Genomic DNA, 20,822 nt, shown 5'->3' on the forward strand with positions numbered 1-20,822 from the left:
CTTCACGATACGCTCATTACTCTTCCCTACACTTCGCGCATCACCAAAGGCGTGAGCGTGAACATGCGTGTCAACGACGCAGATGAAGCAGACTCGTCCGTCATCCGCCTGTCCGGGCCGCTGACGATCGGCACCGCGCAGCAGGCACGCGACAGGTTGCTGGACGCGCTGCGGGCGCCGGGGCCGGTGACGGTCGACTGCGCCGAGGCAACGGCCTTCGACATCGCCTTCATCCAGCTTCTGGAATCGGCACGCATCCTCGCCACCCGCCAGGGAACCACGCTGCGCCTGGCGCAGCCACTGCCGCCACGACTGGCCGAGATGCTGGCCGCCGGCGGCTTTCGCGGCTGGGACGCCGCTCAGGATCGGAGTGCAGCATGAAGAGCGTTCTCACCGTCGATGACTCGGCCAGCATCCGGCAGATGGTGCGCCTGACCCTCTCCGGCTCCGGCTACAAGGTGGTGGAGGCGGAGAATGGCGCGGAGGGCCTGAAGCAGGCCAAGGCCGCGCCGGTGAACATGATCGTCACCGACCTCAACATGCCAGTGATGGATGGGCTGACCTTCATCCGCGAACTGCGCAAGCTGCCCGCCTACAAGGGGGTGCCGATCATCTTCCTGACGACCGAATCGGATGCCGCGCGCAAGCAGGAGGCGAAGCTGGCGGGCGCCACCGGTTGGATCACGAAACCCTTCCAGCAGGACCAGTTGCTGAACGTCGTCCGGAAGGTGCTGGGATGAGCAGCATCGCCGAAGCCACGGAGATCTTCCGCCAGGAAGCCAGCGAATTGCTGGAGCAGTTGGAGCAGGCGCTGCTCGACCTGCATCGCCAGCCGGACAATCGCAGTCTGGTGGACACAGCCTTCCGGGCGCTGCACACGATCAAGGGCTCCGGCGCCATGTTCGGCTTCGATGCCGTGGCGGCCTTCGTGCATGATTTCGAAACCGCCTTCGATCGCGTGCGGCGCGGCCTGAGCCCCTGCAGCCCGGCGCTCGTTGCTGCGGCGCTGGAAGCGCGCGACCATATCCGCGCGCTGATCGAGCAGCCGCAGGCGGCCGATGCGGCGCATGGCGAATCGCTGCTGCGGGCGCTGCGCGCGGCGGTGGAAGGGGAGGTCGCGGCCACTCCTGCCGCCACCCCTGACGCCAGCCCTGGCCCCATCCATGGCCCCACCCCTGGCCAGGACTGGCGCGTGCGCTTCCACCTGGGGGCGGAGGCGCTGGTGAATGGCGCCAATCCGCTGCTGATGCTGGACGAGTTGCACAGCCTGGGCACGGCGCAGGTCACCGCGCTGGTCGATGCGGTGCCGCCGCTGGACGAGATCGATCCCGAAAGCTGCCATCTGGGCTGGGAGGTGCTGCTGCGCACCGAAAGCCCGCGCGCCGCGATCGAGGAGGTCTTCATCTTCGTCAGCGACGACGCCCGCATCGAGATCACGCCGATGACGACGGCGGAGGTGCCCGCCGCGACCACGGCCGAGGCCGCGCCCATCGCCGCCGTCCCGGCTGCCGCCACGCCAGCCGCCGTCGCGGAACGCCCGCGCGCTGAGGCGGAGATCGGCCGGGTCGGTGGCAGCCTGCGCGTGCAGGCCGAACGGCTGGATGAGCTGATGGATCGCGTCGGCGAATTGGTGATCGCCCAGGCCCGGCTCAGCCAGCTTGCCGTCGGCGGCGATACCGGCCTGACCACGGTGGCGGAGGAAATCGGCCGCCTGGTGTCGGAACTGCGCGACACCACCATGGGCATCCGCATGCTGCCCATCGGTTCCCTGTTCGGCCGCTTCCGCCGCCTGCTGCACGACCTGTCGCGCGAACTCGGCAAGCCGGTGGAGCTGGTGACCAGCGGCGAGGAGACCGAACTCGACAAGACGATGATCGAGCGCCTGGCCGATCCGCTGGTGCATCTGATCCGCAACGCCGTGGATCATGGGCTGGAGATGCCAGAGGCGCGGCGCGCGGCGGGCAAGCCCGCCGGCGGCGTCATCCGCCTCAAGGCGCGGCATGCCGGGGCGGAGGTGCTTGTCACCGTCAGCGACGATGGTCGCGGCCTGGATGCGGAACGCATCCGCGCCAAGGCGCTGGAGCAGGGGCTGATCGCCGCGGAGGCGCGGCTCAGCGAAAGCGAAATCCACCAATTGCTGTTCCAGCCGGGCTTCTCCACGGCCAAGGAAATCTCCGCCATCTCCGGCCGCGGCGTCGGCATGGATGTGGTGAAGCGCACCATCGAACAACTGCGCGGCGGCATCGAGATCGCGAGCCGCCCGGGCCAGGGCACCGATGTCACGCTGCGCCTGCCGCTGACGCTGGCGATCATCGAGGGACTGCTGGTGCGCGTCGGCAACGGCCGCTACGTCATCCCGCTGTCCGCGGTCGAGGAATGCGTCGAGCTGCCGGCGGGCGAGGCGGCGCGCTCCGGCGGCTACAGCCTGCTCAATATCCGTGACGCGCTGGTGCCCTTCCTGCGGCTGCGGGAGATGATGCATTGCGCGACGCCGGCCGACCCGCATCAGAAGGTGGTCATCATTTCCGCCGGTGACCAGCGGCTCGGCCTGGTCGTGGACCAGATCCTCGGCAGCCACCAGACGGTCATCAAGTCGCTGTCGCGGCTGCATGCCGATGTGAAGACCTTCTCCGGCGCCACCATCCTCGGTGATGGCAGCGTCGCGCTCATCCTCGACGTCGCCCAGCTTCTGGAGATCGGGCAGGCGGAGGAGGAGGAGCTGCGCAACCGCTCAAGGCAGGCCGCATGATGTCAGAGACCCATCCCCCCGCCATGCTCGACGTGCTGACGCTCGGCATCGGCGGCGAGACCTTCGCCATCGAGGCCGGCATGGTGCGCGAGATCCTGGATCTTGTTCCCGTCACGGATGTGCCGGGCGCGCGGGACTTCGTGCGCGGCGTCGTCAATGTGCGCGGCCGCATCGTGCCGCTGGCCGATCTGCGCTGGCAATTCGGCATGAAGCAGACCGCGCCGACCGCCGATACGCGCATCATCGTGCTGGAGCTGGAACTGGACGGGGAGGCGACGCCGGTCGGCATCCTGGCCGACCGCGTGCATGAGGTGACGCAGCTCGCGACCGCCAGCCTGGAAAGCGCGCCGCGGGTCGGCATGCGCTGGCGTCCCGAATTCATCCGCGGTGTCGGCATGCGGGGCGACGACCTGATCATCCTGCCCGATCTTGCCCGCATCCTGAACTGATCGAACAAGTTACGAAGGAGCGCTGCCATGCGCATCACAGTCAAGGCGAAGCTGTTCGCCGCATTCGGACTCGTCCTGCTGTTGATGGCTGGCATGGGTGGGCTTGGCATCGCCAGCCTCGGCCGGCTGGATGCGGAGCTGGAAGGCGTGCTCGACGGCCCGGTGCCGCGGGTGCAGCGGGCGATGAACGCCAAGATCGAGATGGGCCTGCTGGTGCAGGCCGAGAAGAACATGCTGGTCGCGGGTGGGCGCGGCGCTGCCGAGCAGTTCGTGACCGAGATGGAGCAGCGCCAGCAGGCCATGTTGCGCGCCATGGACGACGCCCTGGCGGTGGTGCCGGACAGCGAGAAGCCGCATTGGGCGGGCGCGCGGGCCTCCCTGCAAAGCTATCTCCCCTTGCAGCAGCAGATGCGTGACATGGTGCGGGGCGGTGCCGTCGCGCAGGCGGAGACGATCTCGACCGGGATCGCGCAGCGGCATGTGACGGAGGCGGTCCGGCACCTGACCGACGCGGTCACCGCCGACCAGGCCGATATGCGGGAGGCACGCGCGCATTCCGCGGCCACCTATCGTGAAGCGCGGCTGATGCTGATCGGCCTGGGCATTGGTGCATTGCTCATCGGCCTGGTGGCTGCGGTCTGGATCGCGCTGTCGATCAGCCGTGGCCTGGCCAAGGCGGTGACGCTGGCGGATGCCATCGCCACTGGCGACCTGACACGCCATGCGCAGGTGAACTCCAACGACGAGATCAAGGACCTGATCTCCGCCATGGAACGCATGACGCTGGGGCTGCGCGGTGTGGTGACGGAAGCGATGACGGCGGCGCAGAATGTGTCCTCCGGCAGCCAGGAGCTGTCCTCCAGCGCCGAGCAACTGGCGCAGGGCGCGACGGAACAGGCCTCCTCGGCCGAGGAAGCATCTTCCTCGATGGAAGAGATGGCGGCGAACATCAAGCAGAACGCCGACAATGCCGGCCAGACGGAAAAGATCGCGCGCCAGTCGGCGCTGGATGCGCAGCGCAGCGGCGATGCGGTGGGCCAGGCGGTGGCGGCGATGCAGTCGATCGCCGAGAAGATCAACATCGTGCAGGAAATCGCCCGCCAGACCGACCTGCTGGCGCTGAACGCGGCGGTGGAAGCGGCGCGCGCCGGCGAACATGGTCGCGGCTTCGCTGTCGTGGCTTCCGAAGTGCGCAAGCTGGCGGAACGCAGCCAGGCGGCGGCGGGGGAGATCAGCACGTTGTCGTCCAATACGCTGAAGACGGCGCAGGAAGCGGGCGACATGCTGCTGCGGCTGGTGCCGGACATCAAGCGCACGGCGGAGCTGGTGGAGGAGATCACGGCGGCGTGCCGCGAGCAGGATATCGGCGCCAGCCAGATCAACCAGGCGATCCAGCAGCTCGACAAGGTGACGCAGCAGAACGCCAGCGCGTCCGAGGAAGTCTCCGCGACTTCCGAGGAACTCTCCACCCAGGCCGAGGTGCTGCAGTCGACGATCTCCTACTTCCGCCTGGGTGCGGAGGATGCGCCGAAGCCAAACTCCGTGCCCCGGACGGCCCCGGCGCCACGCCAGATCCGCGTGGCGCGCGTCGCGGATTTCGCGAAGCCCGCCACGCGGCGCCCGGCGCGCCCCACCACCAGTGGCAAGCTGAATGGCGGCTTCGCCATCGACATGGCCGGCGCTGGCGATCCGCTGGATGCGGACTTCCAGCGCCACTGAGACCACCCCTTCCATCCAAACCGCTCGAGACAGGATGATTCGGACCATGCGTATCACGGTAAAGGCGAAACTCTTTGCCGCCTTCGGCTTCGTCATCCTGCTGATGGCAGGCATGGTGGGGCTGGGCATCAGCAGCCTCGGCGCGCTGAACACGACCCTGGAGGATGTGCTGAACGGCGCCGTGCCCCGCGTGCAGCGCTCCCAGACCGTGCAGACCGACATGGCGCTGCTGGTGCGGGCGGAGAAGAACCTGCTGGTCTCGACCGACCGGGCCACGATTGACCAGTTCGCGGGCGAGATGGACCAGCGGCGCCAGGCGCTGACCCAATCCATGGATGATGCGATCCGCGTCGCCTCCGAAGCGGGTCGGCCGCGCTGGGTCGCCGCGCGCGCGGCGTTGCAGCAGTACATCCAGGCGCAGGACCAGATTCGTGACTTCGTGCGGGCTGGCAACAATGCGCAGGGCGTGGCGATATCCACCTCTGCCGGCCGGCGCCATGTCACGGAGGCGATGGATCGTCTTGGGGAGATTGTCTCGCTGAACCAGGACATGGCGCGCGCGGCGCAGGCCGAGGCGGTCGCCACTTATGAGCAGGCACGCACCCTGCTGCTGTCCATCGCCGGCGTGGCCTTGCTGATCGCCATCGGCGCCGCGCTGTGGATCGCGCTGTCCGTCAGCCGCGGTCTTGCCCTGGCCGTGGGCGTGGCGAATGCCGTCGCGATCGGTGACCTGACGGCGGAAGCCAAGGTCTCGACCAATGACGAGATCAAGGACCTGATCGACTCCATGGCCCGCATGACGGAAGGCCTGAAGGCCACCGCCGCGGTGGCGGAGGAGATCGCCAATGGCAACCTGGCCGTGCAGGCCAGGCGCCTGTCCGACAAGGACACGATGGGCATCGCGCTGGAGCGGATGCTGGAGAAGCTGCGCGGCGTGGTCTCCGAGGCCGTGACGGCGGCGCAGAACGTCTCCTCCGGCAGCCAGGAACTGTCCTCCAGCGCCGAGCAACTGGCGCAGGGCGCGACGGAACAGGCCTCCTCGGCCGAGGAAGCCTCTTCCTCGATGGAAGAGATGGCCGCGAACATCAAGCAGAACGCCGAGAATGCCGGCACGACGGAAAAGATCGCGCGGCAGTCGGCGCTGGATGCGCAGCGCAGCGGCGATGCGGTGGGCCAGGCGGTGGCGGCGATGCAGTCCATCGCCGAGAAGATCAACATCGTGCAGGAAATCGCCCGCCAGACCGACCTGCTGGCGCTGAACGCGGCGGTGGAAGCGGCACGTGCCGGCGAACACGGCAAGGGCTTCGCCGTCGTGGCCTCCGAAGTGCGCAAGCTGGCGGAACGCAGCCAGGCGGCGGCGGGCGAGATCAGCACGCTGTCGTCGAACACGCTGAAGACGGCGCAGGAAGCGGGCGACATGCTGCTGCGGCTGGTGCCGGACATCAAGCGCACGGCGGAGCTGGTGGAGGAGATCACGGCGGCGTGCCGCGAGCAGGATATCGGCGCCAGCCAGATCAACCAGGCGATCCAGCAGCTCGACAAGGTGACGCAGCAGAACGCCAGCGCGTCCGAGGAAGTCTCCGCGACCTCCGAGGAACTCTCCACCCAGGCCGAGGTGCTGCAGAACACCATCGCCTATTTCCGCCTGGGTTCGGAGACGCATCACGCCCAGCCCGCGGCCCCGATCCAGGCTGCGCGTCCGGCCAACTTCGCGCGGTCCAGGCCGATGGTGAAGGCCGCGCCGAAGCGGGCGCCGGAGAAGCCGGTGAAGCACGCCAATGGCAAGCTGAATGGCGGCGGCTTCGCCATCGACCTGGCCGGCGCGGGCGACCAGCTCGACACCGAATTCCAGCGCCACTGACGGGCGGAGGCATCCATGGCGGATCACGGCCAGTACATCACGCTCGGCGTCGGGGAGGAGGTCTTCGCGATCCCCGTCGCCCATGTCCAGGAAATCCTGGACCTGCGCCCCATCGCACGCCTGCCGCATGCGCCCGCCAGCCTGCTCGGCCTGACCGATGTGCGCGGGCAGAGCGTGGCGGTGGTCGATCTGCGCAGCATGCTCGGCCTGCCACCCGTGCCCGCCAGCCAGGGCACGCGCATCCTGGTGCTGGAACTCACATTGGCCGGGCGCCCGCTGCGCCTCGGCCTGGTGGTGGACCGCGTCTTCGAGGTGACGGCGCTGGACGAGGATCGTTCGGAGCCGGCGCCCGAGATCGGCCGCCCCTGGCGCTCCGACTGCATCCGCGGCATCGGCCGCCGCTCGGGCGGCTTCGTCATCGTGCTCGACATCGCCCGCCTGATCGGCACGGAGGCGCCGGCCGCGCTGGCCGTCGCCGAAGCCCCGATGGCCGCCTGAGGGTCCATGGACGAACTCAGCGACCGACGATTCCGGCAGGTCGCCGGGCTGATCGAGGAACAGGTCGGCATCCGCCTGCCGGCCGCCAAGCGCACCATGGTGGAAGGCCGCCTGCGCAAGCGCGCACGCGGCCTCGGCATGGGCGGGGTCGATGCCTATTGCAGGGCGCTGTTCGAGGAAGGGCTGCTGGAGACGGAATACCAGCATGTCGTCGACCTGGTCACCACCAACAAGACCGACTTCTTCCGCGAGCCGGAGCACTTCACCTTCCTGGAACAGCAGGCGGTGCCGCGGCTTCTCGCCGGCCGCAGCCGCGCCGACCGGCAGTTGAAGATCTGGAGCGCCGCCAGCTCCACCGGCGCGGAGGCCTATACCATCGCCATGGTGCTGGCGGAGATGGCCCAGGCCGCCACGCCCAGCTTCAGCTTTCGCATCCTCGGCACCGACATCTCCACCCAGGTGGTGGAGACGGCGCGGCGCGCGGTCTATCCCGAGGATCTGCTGCATCCGGTGCCGGTGGAGATGCGCCGCCGCTACACGCTGCGGCATCGCGACCCGTCGTGCCACGAGCTGCGGATCGTGCCGGAACTGCGGGCCGTGACCGGCTTCCGCCATCTGAACCTGATGGATGCGCGCTATCCGGTCGATCACGACGTGGACGTCATCTTCTGCCGCAATGTGCTGATCTATTTCGACCGGCCGACGCAGCATGCGGTGCTCACCCGGCTCTGCAGCCATCTGCGCCCCGGCGGCTTCCTGCTGGTCGGTCATTCCGAGACCGCCGCCGGCAACGGTCTGTCCGGGATGCGCGCCGTCGTCTCCACCATCTGGCAGCGTGAGGAAGAAGGCGCATGACCCGCCTGGCCGGCCGCCCCATCCGCGTGCTCATCGTCGATGACAGCGCCGCGGTCCGCGCCGCGCTCAGCCGCATCATCGAGGAGGCACCGGATATCGAGCTGATGGGCACCGCCTCCGACCCCTTCATCGCCGCGCAGCGCATCCAGCAGGAGGTGCCGGATGTGATGATCCTGGACATCGAGATGCCGCGCATGGATGGCATCACCTTCCTGCGCCGCATCATGGCGCAGCGGCCGATCCCGGTGGTCATCTGCTCCTCCCTGGCGGAGGGCGGGTCGGAGACGTTGCTGCAGGCGCTGGATGCCGGCGCGGTGGAGGTCATCGCCAAGCCGCGGCTGGACAGCGCGCAATTCCTGAAGGAATCCGCCGTGCGCGTCTGCGACGCGGTGCGCGCCGCATCCCGCGTGCGGCCGGGGCGGCAGGCGGCGCATCTGCCATCACGCGTGGTGGAACGCAAGCTGACCGCCGATGCGGTGCTGCCGCCGCCCAGCAGCCGCGCCATGGCGCGCACGACGGAACGCGTGGTCTGCATCGGCGCTTCCACCGGCGGCACGGAATCGCTGGCCGCGGTGCTGACGGCGCTGCCGGTGGACTGCCCCGGCATTGTCATCGTGCAGCATATGCCGGAACGCTTCACCGCGGCCTTCGCGCGCCGGCTGGACGGCATGTGCCGGATCGATGTGAAGGAGGCGGAGGATGGCGATGCGGTGCTGCCCGGCCGCGCGCTGATCGCCCCCGGCAACCGCCATATGCTGCTGCATCGCAGTGGCGCGCGGTATTGCGTGGCCATCAAGGACGGCCCGCTGGTCTCCCGCCACCGGCCCTCGGTCGATGTGCTGTTCCGTTCCGCCGCGCAATATGCCGGGCCGAATGCCGTCGGCTTCATCATGACCGGCATGGGCGATGATGGCGCGCGTGGATTGCTGGAAATGCGCAAGGCCGGCGCCACCACCTTCGCCCAGGATGAGGAAAGCTGCGTCGTCTTCGGCATGCCGAAGGAAGCGATCGCGTTGGGCGGGGCGGAACGCATCATTCCGCTGGACCGCATCCCCACCTCCATCGCGGATATCCGCCAATGGGCCTGAGAATTCCCGCGCTGCGCGGGCTGCGCCACCGGCTGGACGAGGCCTTCGCGCCGGTGGACGTGGAACTGCTGGCCGCCGGTGACCGGCTCGGCCAGGCGGTGACGCGGCTGAACGACATCAATGCGAGCTTCGACGGGCTGCGCCAGACGCTGGATGGCGAGGCTGTTGCCGCCGCGGGCGCGACGCTGGGCGAGGCGGCGGGCGCGATGCGGGCGCTGTCGGATCAGTTGCGGCAGGAGGGGGAGGGGCTGTCGGCGCTTTCCGTGAAGCTCGGCGGCGTCGGCACCTGCATCGCGACCCTGGCGCGGATCAATCGCGGGCTGTCCGTGCTGTCGTTGAATTCCGCCATTGCCAGCAGCGGCATCATCGACACCAGCCGCGACCTCAGCAGCTTCGCGGAGGAGATCCGCGCGCTGATGCAGATCTCCGAAGGCGCGGTGCGGCGCTATGAACAGGCGCATGCGGCGGCGCTGACGGAGCTGCGGCGCGTGGCCGCCGCCCAGGCTGGCTTCGCCCGCCAGCATGGCCCGCTGCTGCGGGAGGTGGCGGAGCGGATCGCCACCGGCCTCGGCCATGTCGCCACGCGTCGGCGCGACGCCGCGCAGGCGGCGGCGGCGGTGCAGGAACGGGGGCAGTCCATCGTCACCGCCGTGGCCGACACCGTCTCGGCCCTGCAGGTCGGCGATGCGACGCGGCAGCGGATTGAACATGTGGTGGATGCGCTCGGCCTGTTGGCGGAAGGCCTCGGCGGTGCCGCGCTGCCCTGGTGCGTCGGGCTGGCGCCGCCGGAGCGGGATGCGCTGGCCGCGCGCGCGGCCGCCTTGCAGGCGGCGCAGTTGCGCGACACCGGGCAGTCGCTGTCCACCGAGATTGCCCGCATCTCCACAGCCCTGGCGCGGCTGGGGGACCAGGCGCATGGCATGGTCGCGACCGGGGATGCGGTGTTTGGCGGCGGGGGCGAGGGGTCCTTCCTCACCGCCATGCGGCGCGACCTGGACGAGGCGACCGCGCTGCTCGGTGAGGGGCATGCCCGGCGGCGGCAGGTCGATGCGGCCATGGCCGGCATCGACGGGATGATGCGCGGCCTGCTGACAGGCCTCGCCGCGATCCGTGAGATCGAGACGGATATGCGCCTGGCCGGGCTGAACGCCGCCTTCAAATGCGCCCGCCTGGGCGAGAAGGGCCGCGCGCTGGCCGCGATCACCCGCGAATTGCGCAGCCATGCCCGGCAGATGGCGGAAGGGGTGCAGGCGCTTTCGGTGGCGCTGGAGGCGGCGCTGGAAGCGGGCGATGGCATCATGGCGGCCGGCGGCGCGGCGCAGGCCGGGGCGCTGGAGACCACGCTCGGCGCGCTGCGGCAGGGCCTGGCCGGGTTGCAGGGGGCGGGCGACGACATGGATGGCGCGATCGCGCGGCTGCGGCAGGATGGCGGGCAGGTGGCCGATGCGCTGACCGGCATGTCCTCCGGCCTGGCCGGCGCCGCCGCGCTGCCCGGCCTGCTGCACGATGCGGCGGCGGAGGTGGAGGCGCTGCCCGGGCCGCGGGCGCCGGTGGCGAGTGCCGAACTGCTGCGGGAACGCCTCGGCCTGGTGAATGCCGTGCCCTACACCATGGCGCGGGAGCGGGAGATCGCCCGCGACTTCGGCGCGGAGCTGGAGGAACCGATGGTGGCGGAGCTGGACGACATCCTGTTCTGAGGCCCGTGCCGAGTCGGGGAAGGCGGGACCGGCCCGCATCGACAGTTCTTGATTTGTTCCAGGGCTTCGGCCACTCTCCCGACCATGCCGCCGCCCCCTCTCCCCATTGCGCCCCCCGATACCGACCCGCCGGGCATCGACCAGCAGACCCTGCTGGCGGCGCTGCGCGCGCGGGTGGCGCGGCTGGAAGGGGCGGGGCGGGAAGGGCATGGGGCGGCCCCGATCCCGGTCTGCGAGGGTCTCGGCCTGTCCGGCGGCGGCCTGGCGCGGGCGGCGCTGCATGAGATCCTGGCGGCCGAGCCCGGCTGCGGTGCGGCCTTCGCCGCCATGCTGCTCGGCCGCGCCGGGGGCACGGTGCTGTGGATCGGCGCCGGGGCGGAGGCGCTGACCGCCTGGCCCCCCGGCCTGGCGCGATTCGGGCTGCTGCCGGCCAACCTGATCCTGCTGCGCGCGGCGCAATGGAGCGACGCACTCTGGGCGATGGAGGAGGCGCTGCGCTGCCCGGCGGTGGCCGGGGTGCTGCTGGCGCCGGATTGGGCGGGCGACCCGGCGGCGCAGGCGCTGGACCTCACCGCCAGCCGCCGCCTGCAACTCGCCGCCGAGGCGGGGGGCGGCATCGGCCTGCTGCTGCGCCCGGACATGGCGGAGCCGCCGCCCAGCGTGGCCGCCAGCCGCTGGCGCATCGCGGCCCAGAATGCGGCGGGCGCCGGGCAGGGCATCGGCGATCCCTGCTGGCGGCTGGAATTGCTGCGGCAGCGCGGTGGCCGGCCGGGCGGCCCCTGGACCGTCACCTGGCGCGCCGCGGCTGGGCAGATCGACCGCGAATCCGAGGCGCTGGAGGCCGAATCGGCATGACCGCGCCGCGTCGCTACCTGGCACTGCACCTGCCCGCCTTCGCGACAGACCGGCTGCGCCGCGCGGAGCCCGACCTGCCACAGGACGTGCCGCTGGCCATCTGGGCCAGCCAGGGGCCGCGCCGCCTGCTCTCGGCCGTGGATTTGCGGGCCTGGGCGGCCGGGCTGCGGCCGGGCCAGGCGCTGGCCGATGCCCAGGCCATCGCGCCGGACCTGCTGCTGCGCCCCGCCGATCCGGAAGGCGACCTGCGCCTGCTGGAGGGCCTCGCCCTCTGGGCCCGGCGCTACACGCCGCTGGCGGCGCTGGATGCGCCGGATGGGCTGCTGCTCGACATCACCGGCTGCGACCATCTGTGGGGTGGGGAGGCGGCCCTTCTGGCGGAGGCGCAGGAGCGGCTGTGGCGGGCCGGATTCGCGGTGCGGGGCGCGGTGGCCGGCGCCGCCGCCACCGCCGGCGCCCTGGCCCGCGCCCACGGGGATGGCCCGGTGGCGCCCAGCGGGGCGGAGGCCGAATGGGTGGGGCCGCTCTCCATCGCCCCGGCGCTGCGGCTGGACCCGGCGCTGCTGGAACAGTTGGGGGGGCTGGGGCTGATGACCGTGGCGGATCTTTTACGCCTGCCGCGCCCCGGCCTCGCCCGGCGCTTCGGGGTGGATCTGCTGGACCGGCTGGATGCCCTCGCCGGCCGGCGGCACGCCCCGCTGCGCCCGGTGCTGTCGCCGCCCGATCTGGGCGCGGCGCGGGACCTGGTGGAGCCGATCATCACCCGCACCGCCATCGATGCGCTGCTCGACCGGCTGCTGGACCAGCTCTGCGCGAAGCTGCGGGCGGCGGGGCGGGGGGCGCGGCAGGTGGTGCTGATGGCCTGGCGGGTGGATGGCGCGGTGCAGGAGGTGGCGATCGGCACCGGCACCCCGCTGCGCGCCCCCGCCCATCTGCGCCACCTGTTCCGGGACCGTCTGGAACGGCTGGAACCGGGCCTGGGCTTCGAGCGCATGGCGTTGGAGGCGCGGGTGACCGAGCCGATGAGCGGCGGCCTGCAATCCGCCCTGGCCATTGGCGGCCGGCGGGACGAGGCGGCGGCCCAGCTTCTGGCGCAGTTGCTCGACCGGCTGCGCCAGCGGGTGAAGGTGCGGCGCCTGGCGCCACGCGATGGGCACTGGCCGGAGCGCAGCGTGGCGGCGCTGCCCCTGCTGGCGCCGATGCCCGAGATGCCGGTGGGCTGGGTCCGGCCCGACGCGCCGGTGCTGCTGCTGCGCCGGCCACAGCCGATCGAGGTGGTGGCGTTGCTGCCGGATGATCCGCCTGCGCTGCTGCGCTGGCGCAACCGCCCTCATCCCGTGCTGCGGGCGGAGGGGCCGAGGCGGCTGGAGCCGGAATGGTGGCGCGGCCCGGGGGTGGCGCGCGACTACCACCAGGTGGCGCTGGCCAGCGGCGCGCGGCTCTGGCTGTTCCGCGCCGGCCCGCCGGAGGCCGCGCGCTGGATGCTGCACGGGCATCTCCCTTGACCGGCTATGCGGAACTGGCGGCGCGGTCGAATTTTTCTTTCCTCGATGGTGCCTCCCACCCGCAGGAACTGGTGGAGCGGGCGGCGGAGCTGGGCCTCGCCGGGCTCGGCATCTGCGACACCAATTCCCTGGCCGGCGTGGTGCGCGGCCATGTCGCGGCGAAGGCGAAGGGGCTGCCCTTTCGCGTCGGCTGCCGGTTGCGGTTGGAGGATGACAGCGAATTCCTGGCCTGGCCGACGGACCGCGCCGGCTATGGCCGCCTGACCCGGCTGCTCTCGGAAGCCCGGATGGCGGCGCCGAAGGATGCCGGGCGGATCAGCCGCGCCGCGATGCGGCAGGCCGCCACCGGCTGGGTGCTGGCCGCCATTCCGCCGGAGGACCCCGACGCTGCCTTCGCCGCGCGCCTGCGCGAGGATGCGGCGGCGCTGCGCGGGCAGCTGGCCCTGCCGCTGCTGCTGGCCGCGGCCTGCACCTGTCGCGGCGACGACCAGGCGCGGCTGGACCGCCTGGCTGCCATCGGCCCCGCGCTGCTCGCCACCGGCGATGTCCGCTACCACGATCCCGCGCGCCGGCCGCTGGCGGATGTGCTGAGCGCGATCCGGCTCGGCCGGCCCGTCGCCGCGCTGGGCGGCGCGGCGGAGCCGAATGCCGAGCGCCATCTGAAGCCCCCCGCTGAAGTCGCGCGGCTCTTCGCCCGCCATCCCCAGGCACTGTCGAACACGCTGGAGGTGCTGCGCGCCACCGCCGGCTTCTCGCTCGACCAGCTTCGCTACGAATATCCGGACGAAATCCTGGAGGAAGGCCGCAGCCCGCAGCAGACGCTGGAATCGCGGGTCGCCGCCGCGATGGAAACGCGCTGGCCGGATGGCGTGCCGGACCATGTCCGCATCCGCATCGCGGAGGAGCTGCGGCTGATCGAACAGCTCGGCTACGCGCCCTATTTCCTGACGGTGCATGAGATCGTGCGTTTCGCCCGCGCGCAGACCCCGCCGATCCTGTGCCAGGGCCGCGGCTCGGCGGCGAATTCGGCGGTGTGCTACGCGCTGGGCGTCACCGCCGTCGATCCGGCGGAGCACGACCTGCTGTTCGAGCGCTTCATCTCCGCCAGCCGGGGCGAGCCGCCCGATATCGACATCGACTTCGAGCATGAGCGGCGGGAGGAGGTGATCCAGCACCTCTACCAGCGCTATGGCCGCGACCGCGCGGCGATCTGCGGCACCATCATCCGCTACCGCGCCCGCAGCGCGATCCGCGAGGTCGGCAAGGCGCTGGGCCTGACCGAGGACGTCACCGCGCGCCTCGCCAAGGCGAGCTGGGGGCCGGGCCGCGAGCGGGAATTGCCGGAGCTGGCGGCGGAGGAGGGGCTGGACACGCGCGATCCGCGCCTCGCCATGGCGATGGAACTGGCCGGGGAACTGGTCGATTTCCCGCGCCACGCCGCGACCCATGTCGGCGGCTTCGTCATCACCCGCGGGCCCTTGGTGGAACTGGCGGTGGTCGGCCAGGCGGCGATGCAGGACCGCACCGTGCTGGAATGGGACAAGGACGATGTGGAGGCGCTGGGCATCCTGAAGGTGGATGTGCTGGGGCTCGGCATGCTGTCCTGCCTGCGCCGGGGCTTCGACCTGCTGCGCGGCCATGCGCGGCTGGATCTCGATCTCGCCACGCTGCCGCGCGAATGCCCCGAGACCTACGCCATGCTGCGCCGCGCCGATACGGTGGGCGTCTTCCAGGTGGAAAGCCGGGCGCAGATGAACATGCTGCCACGGCTGCGCCCGGAGAAGTTCTACGACCTGGTCATCGAGGTCGCCATCGTCCGCCCCGGCCCCATCGCCGGCGACATGGTGCACCCCTATCTGCGCCGCCGTTCCGGGGAGGAGGAGCCGGACTATCCTGCCCCGGCGGGTGGCGATCCCGATGAGTTGCGGCAGGTGCTCCACAAGACCCTGGGCGTGCCGCTGTTCCAGGAACAGGCGATGCGCATCGCCATGGTCGCCGCCGGCTTCTCGGCGGATGAGGCCGACCAGTTGCGCCGCGCCATGGCGACCTTCAAGGCGCATGGGCAGGTGGAGAAGTACCGCGACAAGCTGGTCTCCGGCATGGTCCGGCGCGGCTACCAGCGCGATTTCGCCGAGCGCGTCTACAAGCAGATCGAGGGTTTCGGCAGCTACGGCTTTCCCGAAAGCCACGCCGCCAGCTTCGCCCTGCTGGTCTATGCCTCGGCCTGGGTGAAGTGCCACCACCCGGCGGTCTTCGCCTGCGCGCTGCTGAACAGCCAGCCCATGGGCTTCTACGCGCCGGCGCAGATCGTGCGGGATGCGCGGGAACACGGCGTCGCCATCCTGCCCATCGACGTCAATGCCAGCGCCTGGGACTGCACGCTGGAGTCGCGCGCGGACAGCGCCCAGGGCCTGGCGCTGCGACTCGGCCTGCGGATGGTGACGGGCCTGGCCGGGACGGATGCCGATGCGATCCTCGCGGTGCGGGATGCCCATAACGGCGCGCCCTTCGCCAGTGTGGAGGAGGTGGCGCTGCGGGCCGGGGTGGAGCGCCGCGCGCTGGATGCGCTGGCCGCGGCGGATGCCTTTGCCGGATTCGGCGTGGCACGGCGCCCGGCGGCCTGGGCGGCGCGGGGCGTGGCCGGCGGGCCGCAGGCGCTGCCGCTGTTCGCCGCCGCGCGCGACCCGCTGGCGGAGGAAGCCCCGCTGATGCCGGAGGCGCCGGTGGCGCTTCGCCCGCCTTCGGAGGGGGAGGGGGTGGTGGAAGATTACCGCGCCACCGGGCTGACGCTGGGCCGGCATCCGCTGGCGCTGCTGCGGCCGGAACTGACGGCGCTGGGCCATGCCGATACGCGCCAGTTGCTGACGGCGCGGCCCGGTTCCCTGCTGCGCATCGGCGGGCTGGTGCTGATGCGCCAGCGCCCGGGCTCGGCCAAGGGGGTGATCTTCATCACCATCGAGGATGAGCACGGCGTGGCGAACCTGGTCGTCTTCACCGATGTGGCGGCCCGCCACCGCGCCGCCTTGGTCAAGGCCCGGCTGCTGATCGCGGAGGGGTGGGTGGAGCGGGTGGTGGAGCATGCGGAGGTGCCGATCACCCATCTCATCATCCGCCGGCTGACGGATCGTTCGGACCTGCTGGACGGGTTGCTGCGGGCGCCGGTGGGGGACGCCGCCTGGGCGGAGCGCAATCTGGGCCATTCCGACGAGGTCCGGCGCCCGGAATCGGCCGGCCGACGGCCGAAGGCACGGCTGCCGGGAAGCCGGGATTTCCGCTGAGGGTCGGCCCTGCCGCCTTCACGGCGCCGGGCGACATATGCGCAACAGGTCGTTCCAAAACTTGGAGGGGACGCTCCCGGCGCGTTGACAATGATAATGATTCGCATTTGCATCCCGCCTCTTTCACGAGGGGGTAGTTCCGATGTCGTTCCCACAGGCCTTGCCCATCCACCGCCCGCGCCCCTGGCGCGCCCTGCTGCTGGCCACCGTCGCCGCCTTTGCCGTCAGCCCCGCCCTGGCCCAGGACAGCACCGCCCCCGCCGAGGGCGAGGTGCGGGTGCCGGCGCTCACCCTGCTGCCGCCGGTCAACACCACGGGCCTGCGCAATGAGCGCCGGCTGATGGACACGCCGGCCACCGTCGATGTCATCTCCGGTGCCGAGCTGGACCGGCAGATGGCGCGGAATGCGGAGGATGTGTTCCGCTACACCCCCGGCGTCACGGTGAACCGCCAGACCACCGGCACCGACCCCTTCGGCAGCCTCGGCGGCATCACCGTGCGCGGCGTCGGCGGCAACCGCGTGCTGACCGTGGTGGACGGCTTCCGCACCATCGAACGCATCACCGACAACACCCGAGACGTGGTCGATCCCTGGAACATGAGCCGTGTCGAGGTCGTGCGCGGCCCGGGCTCGGTGCTCTATGGCTCGGATGCGCTGGGCGGCGTGGTGAACTACATCACCCGCAATCCCTCCGACTATATCCAGCCCGGCCAGAGCTGGGGCGGCGAGGCGAGCACCAGCTTCTCCTCGCTCGACAACAGCCTGCAAAGCCGCATGACGGTCGCGGCGCGCGCCGCGGAATACTCGGCCATGTTCTCCTATCAAAGGCGGGATGCCAGCGAGCCCTCGCGCAACAATTCCCGCTCCCCCGACGGCATCTGGAACTGCACGCGCAACACCGCCGCCGGCGCCTTGCCCTGCAACCGGCTGAACCCGACCGACATCGCTTCCGACAACTACTTTGCGCGTGTCGTCTGGGATCCATTGCCCAACTTCCGCATGCGCTTCACCGCCGATGTGATGCAGCGCGCGACGGATGTGGACCAGCGCTACGACCTCGGCCCGACCTCGGCCACCAGCGGCATCACCAACCTCGACTACCAGCGCCGCCAGGCGATCAATCGCGGCCTGTTCTCCACCGATGCGGAGTGGCGCCCGGAATATGGCTGGCTCGATTCCGTGCGCATCATGGCCGGCTACCAGCCGCAGGAGATCGAGCGGACCGGCACGCGGCTGCGCCAGATCGCCAATGGCCAGCGCACCAGCACCTATGACCGGACGACCTATTCCGAGAATGTGCTGCAGGGCGAATTGCAGCTCAGCTCCAGCCTCAACGTGATCGGCACGCGCCACGTCTTCACCTATGGCGTCTCCGCCAGCACGACGGAGACGGATTATGAGCGGGAGGACATCGCCACCAACCTGAACACCGGTGTGCGCACGGTGACGCGGGCCGGTGGCTTCAACTTCGCCAATGCCGATACGCGCCGCCTCGATGCCTTCGCGCAGGATGAGATCACGCTGTTCGGCGGAAGGCTGACCCTGGTGCCGGGCATGCGCTATTCCACCACGCGCATCAGCCCGCGCCCGGATGGGGACTACAAGCCGGTGGCAGGCGCGGAGCCGCGCAACCAGGATGACAGCAACCTGTCGCTGGCGCTGGGTGCCATCTGGCGGCTGGACGAGGTCTTCTCGCTCTATGCGAATTACGGCGAGGGCTTCAAGCAGCCGACGGCGGAGCAGCTCTATACCTCCCTGCCCAGCACCACCTTCAACCTGGTGCCGAATGCCAACCTGCGGCCGGAGGAAGTGCGCAGCGTGGAGGGCGGCATCCGCGTGCAGCTTCCGAATGCCTATGCCAGCCTCGGCGTCTTCCGCGCCGACTACACGGACTTCATCCAGAGCTTCGTCAGCATCCCCGGCACGGCCGACCTGACCTATCAGAACCTCAGCGAGGTGACGGTGCAGGGTGTGGAATTCAGCGGTGCCTGGCGCTTCGCGCGCGACTGGACGCTGAATGGCGCGGCCTCCTGGCAGGAAGGTCGCCAGCGCGCCACGCCGACCTCCCAGCGCACCGCCTTCGATGGCGCGCGGCCGCTGACGGCGACGGCGGGCGTCACCTATGACAACCGCGACCTGCGCACCAGCGTGACCCTGAACGGGACCTATGCGGCGGAGGTGACGGAGGCGAGTTCATCTCAGCTCTACATGCCGAAGTCCTACCAGGTCTTCGACATGCTGGCCTCCTGGCGGCCGCTGCCGAATGTCGAGTTGAATGGCGGCATCTTCAATCTGCTCGACACGCGCTACCTGCCGCTGGCCCCCGGCGGCACCACCTATACCCGTTCGGAATTCGCCAGCGACGCGACCAAGGCGACGAACCCGATCGAGCTTCAGGTGGCGCCCGGCCGCACCTTCCGGCTCGGCGCGCGCGTCACCTTCTGAGGTGACCGGCCGGCGCCGCATCGCGGCGCCGGCACAATGCTCAATCGCGGCACCACCAGGCGTCGTCGCCATAGCCGAAGCGCGGCGGCTGGGGTGGCGCGGTGAAGCGGGCGGAAACCGCCAGTCGCCGCATCGGATTGTAGTAGGACGGCACCACCAGCCACTGCCATTGCAGCGCCCGGTCCAGCACCCGCGCCGTGCTGCGCAGGCTGTCGCGGTCCGGCGCCGCCACCAGCCGGTCCAGCAGCGCATCCAGCGCCGGATTCGCGATGCCGCTGAGATTGCCGCTGCCCGTGCGTGACGCGGCTTCCGAGGACCACAGGTTGCGCTGCTCCGCCCCCGGCCATTCCGGCGGGATGGTGAAGCGGAAGGCGAGGTCGAAATCGCGCGCGCGGATGCGCTGGGCGAAGGTGGAGGCGTCCAGGATCTCGAAGCGCGGGTTGATGCCGATGCGCCGCAGCGCGCGGAACCAGACGGTGATCAGCGCCTGCTGCGCATTGCTCTGCGCCAGGACCGACAGGCTGAAGAGCTCGCCGGTTTCCTTGTGCACCAGCCTGCCGTCATCCTCCCGCGGTGCCCAGCCGGCGGCGTCGAGCAAGGCGAGGGCGCGTTCCAGCATGGCGCGGTCGCGGCCGCTGCCATCGCTGCGCGGCGGCTGCCAGGCACGGTCGAAAGCCTCGGGCGGAAACAGCCCCGGAAATTCCGCCATCAATGCGCGCTCCGCCGCATCGGGTGGCTCCTGCGCGGCGAGGTCGGAATTCTCGAAAAAACTGCCGGTGCGCCGGAAGCTTTCATGGAACAGCGCGGCATTGGCCCATTCGAAATCGAGCAGAGTGGTCAGCGCCTCCCGCACCCGCGCATCGGCGAATCGCGCGCGGCGCAGGTTGAAGCCGAAGCCGTTCATGCCCGTGATGTACCAATGCGGCTGTTCGACGCGGCGGATGCGGCCATCGCGCACCGCGGGCGTGTCGTAGCCCACGGCCCAGCGCCGGGTATCGGCCTCGATCATCCAGTCGGCATTGCCGGCGAGCAGCGATTCGAAGGCGGCGATGCGGTCGCGGTGGTAGGTCACCTCGATCCGGTCGAAATTCCAGCGGCCGCGCGCCGTCGGCAGGTCGCGCGCCCACCAGTCGCGGTTGCGCTCGAAGACCACGCGGCGGCCCGGATCCACCTCCGTCACGCGATAGGGGCCGCTGCCGGGCGGCGCATCCATGGTCAGCGCGCCGAATTCGCGCCCCTGCCAATAGTGGCGCGGCAGGATCTGCACGGCGCCGAGGCGCAGCACCGCATTGGCCGGGTCCCCGGGCGGCAGGCGGAAGCGCACGACGCGCGGCGATTCGGCCACCGGATCGGCATGTTCGAACAGGGCGCGGAAATGCGGCCGGCCCTCCCGCCCCAGGGTCTGGGCGGTGAAGACCACGTCATCGGCCGTGATCGGGCTGCCATCGGTGAAGCGCGCCTCCGGCCGCAGGGTGAAGCGCACCAGCCGCGCCTCCGCGTCGATCTCGAAGCTTTCGGCGAGGTGGCCATAGGCCGCCTGGGCCTCGTCCGGATTGCCCATCAGCAGGGAATCGAAGGACCAGGTCCAGACGCCCATCACCATGCGGCCGCGCAGGGTGAAGGGGTTCAGCGTGTCGAAGGTGCCGGGCTGCACCATGCGCAGGGTGCAGCCCTTGGGTGCATCCGGATTCACATGCGGGAAATGGGTGAAGCCCGGGGGCAGGGCCGGGGCGGCATGCGCGGCCACGGCGTCGTGGCGTGGTGCCTGCGCGGCCCCTGGGGCCGGCATGCCGAAAAACAGGGGAAGGACGCCGAAGGCGGA

The 20,822-nt window shown here is 70.6% G+C and carries 14 protein-coding genes and 1 pseudogene; 14 read left to right on the forward strand and 1 reads right to left on the reverse strand.

Annotation, left to right across the window (positions count from 1 at the left end):
* Positions 1-51 precede the first annotated feature (51 nt).
* From JJQ90_RS07565 to JJQ90_RS07625, 14 genes and pseudogenes are all read left to right on the forward strand, one after another.
* On the forward strand, positions 52-381 hold the full coding sequence (locus JJQ90_RS07565) for an STAS domain-containing protein (protein ID WP_216874048.1): 330 nt from the start codon (positions 52-54) through the stop codon (positions 379-381).
* Positions 378-740, forward strand: a complete 363-nt coding sequence (locus JJQ90_RS07570) for a response regulator (protein WP_216874050.1) — start codon at positions 378-380, stop codon at positions 738-740. The genes JJQ90_RS07565 and JJQ90_RS07570 overlap by 4 nt, the downstream gene beginning before the upstream one ends.
* Complete coding sequence (locus tag JJQ90_RS07575; RefSeq protein ID WP_216874052.1) at positions 737-2,749, forward strand: chemotaxis protein CheA; 2,013 nt, start codon at positions 737-739, stop codon at positions 2,747-2,749. The genes JJQ90_RS07570 and JJQ90_RS07575 overlap by 4 nt, the downstream gene beginning before the upstream one ends.
* A complete protein-coding gene (locus JJQ90_RS07580) occupies positions 2,746-3,198 on the forward strand; it encodes a chemotaxis protein CheW (protein ID WP_230410476.1) in 453 nt (150 codons plus the stop codon). The genes JJQ90_RS07575 and JJQ90_RS07580 overlap by 4 nt, the downstream gene beginning before the upstream one ends.
* 651 nt (positions 3,199-3,849) lie before the next feature.
* A pseudogene (locus tag JJQ90_RS27710) lies at positions 3,850-4,653 on the forward strand (methyl-accepting chemotaxis protein); the annotation flags it as partial.
* Between the two features lie 310 nt (positions 4,654-4,963).
* A complete protein-coding gene (locus tag JJQ90_RS07590; RefSeq protein ID WP_216874056.1) occupies positions 4,964-6,778 on the forward strand; it encodes a methyl-accepting chemotaxis protein in 1,815 nt (604 codons plus the stop codon).
* 15 nt (positions 6,779-6,793) lie between these two features.
* Entirely contained in the window at positions 6,794-7,276 is a 483-nt protein-coding gene (locus JJQ90_RS07595) for a chemotaxis protein CheW (protein WP_216874058.1), read from the forward strand.
* A 6-nt stretch (positions 7,277-7,282) separates the two neighbouring features.
* Positions 7,283-8,131: a CheR family methyltransferase gene (locus tag JJQ90_RS07600; RefSeq protein WP_216874060.1), complete on the forward strand. Its 849-nt coding sequence runs from the start codon at positions 7,283-7,285 to the stop codon at positions 8,129-8,131.
* The gene (locus JJQ90_RS07605; RefSeq protein ID WP_216874062.1) at positions 8,128-9,219 is read left to right on the forward strand and encodes a protein-glutamate methylesterase/protein-glutamine glutaminase; all 1,092 of its coding nucleotides are present in this window, start codon (positions 8,128-8,130) and stop codon (positions 9,217-9,219) included. Before JJQ90_RS07600 ends, JJQ90_RS07605 begins: the two co-directional genes overlap by 4 nt.
* Positions 9,210-10,916: a hypothetical protein gene (locus JJQ90_RS07610; RefSeq protein ID WP_216874064.1), complete on the forward strand. Its 1,707-nt coding sequence runs from the start codon at positions 9,210-9,212 to the stop codon at positions 10,914-10,916. Before JJQ90_RS07605 ends, JJQ90_RS07610 begins: the two co-directional genes overlap by 10 nt.
* An 84-nt stretch (positions 10,917-11,000) precedes the next feature.
* The gene (locus JJQ90_RS07615; RefSeq protein ID WP_216874066.1) at positions 11,001-11,771 is read left to right on the forward strand and encodes an ImuA family protein; all 771 of its coding nucleotides are present in this window, start codon (positions 11,001-11,003) and stop codon (positions 11,769-11,771) included.
* Complete coding sequence (locus JJQ90_RS26865) at positions 11,768-13,276, forward strand: Y-family DNA polymerase (protein WP_230410477.1); 1,509 nt, start codon at positions 11,768-11,770, stop codon at positions 13,274-13,276. The genes JJQ90_RS07615 and JJQ90_RS26865 overlap by 4 nt, the downstream gene beginning before the upstream one ends.
* Positions 13,273-16,554 carry an error-prone DNA polymerase gene (locus JJQ90_RS07620; protein ID WP_230410478.1) on the forward strand — a complete coding sequence of 1,094 codons (3,282 nt, stop codon included), beginning with the start codon at positions 13,273-13,275 and terminating at the stop codon, positions 16,552-16,554. The genes JJQ90_RS26865 and JJQ90_RS07620 overlap by 4 nt, the downstream gene beginning before the upstream one ends.
* A 142-nt stretch (positions 16,555-16,696) precedes the next feature.
* Entirely contained in the window at positions 16,697-19,000 is a 2,304-nt protein-coding gene (locus JJQ90_RS07625; RefSeq protein ID WP_216874070.1) for a TonB-dependent hemoglobin/transferrin/lactoferrin family receptor, read from the forward strand.
* 40 nt (positions 19,001-19,040) lie between these two features.
* Here the strand turns inward: JJQ90_RS07625 and JJQ90_RS07630 are convergent, their stop codons facing one another.
* Complete coding sequence (locus JJQ90_RS07630) at positions 19,041-20,789, reverse strand: extracellular solute-binding protein (RefSeq protein ID WP_216874072.1); 1,749 nt, start codon at positions 20,787-20,789, stop codon at positions 19,041-19,043.
* Positions 20,790-20,822: the final 33 nt, after the last annotated feature.

The organism is Falsiroseomonas oleicola, from assembly GCF_019029495.1.
Taxonomy (GTDB): domain Bacteria; phylum Pseudomonadota; class Alphaproteobacteria; order Acetobacterales; family Acetobacteraceae; genus Falsiroseomonas; species Falsiroseomonas oleicola.